This window comes from Microcoleus sp. FACHB-1515 (assembly GCF_014696105.1).
Taxonomy (GTDB): domain Bacteria; phylum Cyanobacteriota; class Cyanobacteriia; order Elainellales; family Elainellaceae; genus JAAUTJ01.
In genome coordinates, this window is sequence record NZ_JACJPO010000096.1 from 1 (window position 1) to 5,430 (window position 5,430).

Consider the following 5,430-nt stretch of genomic DNA (forward strand, 5'->3'; position numbering starts at 1 on the left):
CTTTTCTCGTTATATTGGTCAAGCGGTCGAGAGGAGAGCCAAGCGAGCCGAGCGAAAGCGAAGCGGTGCGGCAGTCTTTGAAGGCCAAGCCTGAACCTAGACAATGACATACGTTTGAAAGCCAAGCGAAACATCAAGAGTCAAACCCGTTGAATGAATTGATTAAGTTCCGGGAAGAGTTCCTGGATGAACCTTCAGCTGGAGCATTCATCGCTAGATGAGTATTTATGCATTGAGTTGTGTAGATAGGCATTGAGGCAAGAGAGTGCTTCACAACAACATGGAGAGTTTGATCCTGGCTCAGGATGAACGCTGGCGGTCTGCTTAACACATGCAAGTCGAACGGGAAGCTTTCGGGCTTCTAGTGGCGGACGGGTGAGTAACGCGTGAGAATCTGCCCTTTGGATGGGGACAACGACTGGAAACGGTCGCTAATACCCAATGAGCCGCGAGGTAAAACGAGATTCGCCAAAGGATGAGCTCGCGTCGGATTAGCTAGTTGGTGGGGTAAGGGCCTACCAAGGCGACGATCCGTAGCTGGTCTGAGAGGATGACCAGCCACACTGGGACTGAGACACGGCCCAGACTCCTACGGGAGGCAGCAGTGGGGAATTTTCCGCAATGGGCGCAAGCCTGACGGAGCAAGACCGCGTGGGGGAGGAAGGTCTGTGGATTGTAAACCCCTTTTGACTGGGAAGAACACAATGACGGTACCAGTCGAATCAGCCTCGGCTAACTCCGTGCCAGCAGCCGCGGTAATACGGAGGAGGCAAGCGTTATCCGGATTTATTGGGCGTAAAGCGTCCGCAGGTGGTTTATCAAGTCTGCTGTCAAAGCGCGAAGCTTAACTTCGTAAGGGCAGTGGAAACTGATGGACTTGAGTGTGATAGGGGCAGAGGGAATTCCCAGTGTAGCGGTGAAATGCGTAGAGATTGGGAAGAACACCGGTGGCGAAAGCGCTCTGCTGGGTCATCACTGACACTGAGGGACGAAAGCTAGGGGAGCGAAAGGGATTAGATACCCCTGTAGTCCTAGCCGTAAACGATGGGTACTAGGCGTTGACCGTATCGACCCGGTCAGTGCCGGAGCTAACGCGTTAAGTACCCCGCCTGGGGAGTACGCTCGCAAGAGTGAAACTCAAAGGAATTGACGGGGGCCCGCACAAGCGGTGGAGTATGTGGTTTAATTCGATGCAACGCGAAGAACCTTACCAGGGCTTGACATGTCCAGAATTCTTGTGAAAGCAGGGAGTGCCTTCGGGAACTGGAACACAGGTGGTGCATGGCTGTCGTCAGCTCGTGTCGTGAGATGTTGGGTTAAGTCCCGCAACGAGCGCAACCCTCGTCTTTAGTTGCCAGCATTGAGTTGGGCACTCTGGAGAGACTGCCGGTGACAAACCGGAGGAAGGTGGGGATGACGTCAAGTCAGCATGCCCCTTACGTCCTGGGCTACACACGTACTACAATGCTTCGGACAAAGAGCAGCCAGCCAGCGATGGTGCGCGAATCTCATAAACCGAGGCTCAGTTCAGATTGCAGGCTGCAACTCGCCTGCATGAAGGCGGAATCGCTAGTAATCGCAGGTCAGCATACTGCGGTGAATACGTTCCCGGGCCTTGTACACACCGCCCGTCACACCATGGGAGTTGGCCACGCCCGAAGTCGTTACTCCAACCATTCGTGGAGGAGGGCGCCGAAGGCAGGGCTGATGACTGGGGTGAAGTCGTAACAAGGTAGCCGTACCGGAAGGTGTGGCTGGATCACCTCCTTTTAGGGAGACCTACCCACTTGTTGTTGTTATGCCCTCACGGGTAAAGCAAGGACAAGCAGGTCAACCAGGTCGTTCGGGTGAGACAAGATGTAAGGCAACTGGCTTTCAAACGGTCTAGGGTCAGCCAGCAAGATGGGCTATTAGCTCAGGTGGTTAGAGCGCACCCCTGATAAGGGTGAGGTCCCTGGTTCGAGTCCAGGATGGCCCACCACCAGACAAGCGGGGGTATGGCTCAGTTGGTAGAGCGCCTGCTTTGCACGCAGGATGTCAGCGGTTCGAGTCCGCTTACCTCCACTTTGATTACCAGTGCTAGAGTGCGTGACCCGAAAGGATACTAGCAATGAATCAAGCGACCTTGCTTGAGCGTCTGCTGGGTTATTCCTAGCAAAAAGAACCTTGAAAACTGCATAGCAACAACAAATAGATTTCTGTCAGGTAGGCAAAGATTGTGAATGGCTCTAGTGATAGGGACAGTTTGCAAGCTTTGAGAAACACAGAAGACCCAAAGCGCGAATAAATGGTCAAGCGACAAAGGGCAAACGGTGGATACCTAGGCACACAGAGGCGAAGAAGGACGTGGTTACCGACGATATGCTCCGGGGAGTGGGAAGCACACAGTGATCCGGAGGTTTCCGAATGGGGCAACCCTACAAACGGCTGGTTGAATACATAGACCAGCACGAGCGAACTGGGCGAACTGAAACATCTTAGTAGCCCAAGGAAGAGAAAACAAACGTGATTCCCCTAGTAGCGGCGAGCGAAGCGGGAAGAGCCTAAACCAGCGGTTTTTACCGCTGGGGTTGTGGGACAGCAACGTGGAGTTGAGCGACTAGACGAAGCAGTTGAATACTGCACCAAAGGAGGTGAAAGTCCTGTAGTCGAAAGTCAAACGACCCTAGCTGGATCCCGAGTAGGTCGGGGCACGAGAAATCCCGATTGAATCCGCGAGGACCACCTCGTAAGGCTAAATACTCCTGTGTGACCGATAGTGAACCAGTACCGCGAGGGAAAGGTGAAAAGAACCCCGATGAGGGGAGTGAAATAGAACATGAAACCGTTTGCTTACAAGCAATCGAAGCACGATTAGAACGTGTGACGGTGTGCCTGTTGAAGAATGAGCCGGCGACTAATAGGGTGTGGCAGGTTAAGAGGAGATACTCGAAGCCAAAGCGAAAGCGAGTCTGAACAGGGCGGTTTTGTCACACTTTATTGACCCGAACCCGGGTGATCTAACCATGAGCAGGATGAAGCTTGGGTAACACCAAGTGGAGGTCCGAACCGACTGATGTTGAAAAATCAGCGGATGACTTGTGGTTAGGGGTGAAATGCCAATCGAACCCGGAGCTAGCTGGTTCTCCCCGAAATGTGTTGAGGCGCAGCGGCAATGATTATAGCTGGGGGGTAAAGCACTGTTTCGGTGCGGGCTGCGAGAGCGGTACCAAATCGAGACAAACTCAGAATACCCAGTGGACACATTGCCAGTGAGACGGTGGGGGATAAGCTTCATCGTCAAGAGGGAAACAGCCCAGACCACCAGCTAAGGTCCCCAAATCACAACTCAGTGATAAAGGAGGTGGGAGTGCAAAGACAACCAGGAGGTTTGCCTAGAAGCAGCCATCCTTGAAAGAGTGCGTAATAGCTCACTGGTCAAGCGCTCCTGCGCCGAAAATGAACGGGGCTAAGTTGTGTACCGAAGCTGTGGACTTACTTAAAGTAAGTGGTAGGGGAGCGTTCTGCGGTAGGTTGAAGCATCAGCGGCAAGCAGGTGTGGACGAAGCAGAAGTGAGAATGTCGGCTTGAGTAGCGCAAACATGTGTGAGAATCACATGCCCTGAAATCCCAAGGGTTCCTCCGCAAGGCTCGTCCACGGAGGGTTAGTCGGGACCTAAGGCGAGGCGGAAACGCGTAGTCGATGGACAACTGGTGAATATTCCAGTACTTGTTGTGGTTTGTACCGGGGGACGGAGAAGGCTAAACCAGCCATCTGTTGGAATAGATGGTCGAAGCATTCGAGGTGATGAGGGATGGCGAAAACATTCCGAGCTAAGGTGCGAGTGCGAGCAGATACGTCTGCGAAGTGGTCGAAGTCACGCTTCCAAGAAAAGCCCGAAGTACGTTAAGCCAAAGCAACCCGTACCCGAAACCGACACAGGTGGGAAGGTTGAGAATACCCAAGGGCGCGAGATAACTCTCTCTAAGGAACTCGGCAAAATGGCCCCGTAACTTCGGGAGAAGGGGTGCCCACGGCAACGTGGGTCGCAGTGAAGAGATCCAGGCGACTGTTTACCAAAAACACAGGTCTCCGCGAAGTCGCAAGACGAAGTATGGGGGCTGACGCCTGCCCAGTGCCGGAAGGTTAAGGAAGTCGGTCAGCGCTCTTTGAGCGTGAAGCTGGCGACCGAAGCCCCGGTGAACGGCGGCCGTAACTATAACGGTCCTAAGGTAGCGAAATTCCTTGTCGGGTAAGTTCCGACCCGCACGAAAGGCGTAACGATCTGGATGCTGTCTCGGAGAGAGGCTCGGCGAAATAGGAATGTCTGTGAAGATACGGACTACCTGCACCCGGACAGAAAGACCCTATGAAGCTTTACTGTAGCCTGGTATTGGGTTCGGGCTTGGCTTGTGCAGGATAGGTGGGAGGCTAAGAAGTTGTCCTTGTGGGGACAATGGAGCCGCCAGTGAGATACCACTCTAGCCAGGCTAGAATTCTAACCGCTCGCCGTAATCCGGCAGTGGAACCGTATCAGGTGGGCAGTTTGACTGGGGCGGTCGCCTCCTAAAAGGTAACGGAGGCGCACAAAGGTTTCCTCAGGCTGGTTGGAAATCAGCCGGAGAGTGTAAAGGCACAAGGAAGCTTGACTGCAAGAGCGACAACTCAAGCAGGGTGGAAACACGGTCTTAGTGATCCGACGGCACTGCGTGGAAGGGCCGTCGCTCAACGGATAAAAGTTACTCTAGGGATAACAGGCTGATCTCCGCCAAGAGTTCACATCGACGCGGAGGTTTGGCACCTCGATGTCGGCTCATCGCAACCTGGTGCGGAAGTACGTGCCAAGGGTTGGGCTGTTCGCCCATTAAAGCGGTACGTGAGCTGGGTTCAGAACGTCGTGAGACAGTTCGGTCCATATCCGGTGCAGGCGCAAGAGTATTGAGAGGAGTCCCCTCTAGTACGAGAGGACCGAGGGGAACGCACCGCTGGTGTACTGGTTATCGTGCCAACGGTAAACGCCAGGTAGCCAAGTGCGGAGTGGATAACCGCTGAAAGCATCTAAGTGGGAAGCCCACCTCAAGATGAGTACTCTCACTCCTACAAGGAGGTAAGGTCACCCGTAGACGACGGGTTGATAGGCGGCAGGTGGAAGCGCAGCAATGTGTGGAGCCGAGCCGTACTAACAGACCGAGGGCTTGACCAGAGTGTGATGGGGTTTGAGTGATTCAACTTGGCAGAAAAGTAAGTTGCTGTGCAGTCTTGAAGGCTTTAAGGGATTTCCTGGTGCTCATGGCGTAGTGGAACCACGCTGACCCATCCCGAACTCAGAGGTGAAACGCTGCTGCGGCGAAAATAGTGGGTAGGTGACTGCCTGTGAAGATAGCTCAGTGCCAGGATGTTATTAGCTGCATACAGGGGGGAAGATTGCTCAACCAATCTTCCCCCCTGTG

The 5,430-nt window shown here is 53.8% G+C and carries 2 tRNA genes and 3 rRNA genes; all 5 read left to right on the forward strand.

What is annotated here, in order from left to right:
- Nucleotides 1-277: 277 nt before the first annotated feature.
- The 5 genes from H6F67_RS27230 to rrf all read left to right on the forward strand — a co-directional run bounded on the left by H6F67_RS27230 (nucleotide 278) and on the right by rrf (nucleotide 5,376).
- Nucleotides 278-1,770: ribosomal RNA gene (locus tag H6F67_RS27230) — 16S ribosomal RNA — on the forward strand.
- A 134-nt stretch (nucleotides 1,771-1,904) separates the two neighbouring features.
- Nucleotides 1,905-1,981 (forward strand) — tRNA-Ile (locus H6F67_RS27235).
- Nucleotides 1,982-1,991: 10 nt separating this feature from the next.
- Nucleotides 1,992-2,064, forward strand: a tRNA-Ala gene (locus tag H6F67_RS27240).
- A gap of 225 nt (nucleotides 2,065-2,289) precedes the next feature.
- Nucleotides 2,290-5,183 (forward strand): 23S ribosomal RNA (locus tag H6F67_RS27245).
- A 76-nt stretch (nucleotides 5,184-5,259) separates the two neighbouring features.
- Nucleotides 5,260-5,376 (forward strand): 5S ribosomal RNA (gene rrf, locus H6F67_RS27250).
- Together the 16S, 23S and 5S rRNA genes with 2 tRNA genes alongside form the textbook arrangement of a ribosomal RNA operon.
- Nucleotides 5,377-5,430 lie beyond the last annotated feature (54 nt).